Here is a 906-nt window from a genome sequence, read left to right as displayed (position 1 = left end):
GCGATGAGTGCTGTCCTTGTGGACACCCATAATAGAAGGTTGATTGATATTATTGTTGATCGGAAACAAGCTTCTCTAATCGATTACTTTGCTTCCTTTACTTGGGCTGCTAGAAGTAGTGTGAAAACTGTTTCTATCGATTTGTATACACCCTATCTTGAAGTAATACGTACTAGTTTTCCTAATGCTAAGATTGTAATTGATCGATTCCATATCGTGAAGTTACTAAATGAGACAATTAATTCTGTTCGTATTAAAGCTATGAATATCGTGAAAAATAGCCGACCATCTGACTACAGAAAACTTAAAAAACAATGGAAGTTGTTGCTAAAAAATGCTGAAGACTTAAATTTCACTGATACATATTATGTTCGCCAATTTGGTGAAGAAATTTCGGAACAGCGCATTGTTGATTTCCTATTGAATATTTCGCCGGATTTATTAGTAACATATACTCTAATGAATGAGCTTAAGTACGCAATTTCTACGCATAACATTGAGCTATTTGATGAAATATTGAAGAGCACAAGGAAAATAACCTTGCCTCGACGTGCGAGAAGAACTATCAGAACTTTACAGAAGTTTTTACCATATATCCATAATTCATTAACTTATACCGTCTCAAACGGACCTACCGAAGGTATTAATAATAAGATTAAATTAATTAAGCGTACTGGTTTCGGATATGCTAATTTCTTTAATTTACGCGCTAGAATACTAGTCCAATTCAAACTAAAATACAAACCTTCAAACCCAGCACCATCCACTTATGAAGCAATGGCAAGCTAAGGCCTGCCAAACTATTACTATTTTCGTAGTCCTTGTTGCTACAACATAATAATCTTCTTGCCTAAGGGCAAAAAAAAGCCATACACATAATCGTGTATAGCTTTTCTCTTTGAAGCT

1 protein-coding gene is annotated in these 906 nt (G+C 34.7%); it reads left to right on the top strand.

What is annotated here, in order from left to right; translation table 11 throughout:
* Positions 1 to 789, top strand: a 789-nt coding sequence (locus AC973_RS09405) for an ISL3 family transposase (RefSeq protein ID WP_157850761.1), incomplete at its 5' end; no start/stop codon positions are given.
* Between the last annotated feature and the right edge of the window lie 117 nt (positions 790 to 906).

The organism is Carnobacterium sp. 1290_CSPC, from assembly GCF_001053265.1.
GTDB lineage: Bacteria > Bacillota > Bacilli > Lactobacillales > Aerococcaceae > Aerococcus > Aerococcus urinaeequi.
Note: the sequence above shows the minus strand (reverse complement) of the source record. Positions and strands in the feature narration are given on the sequence as shown.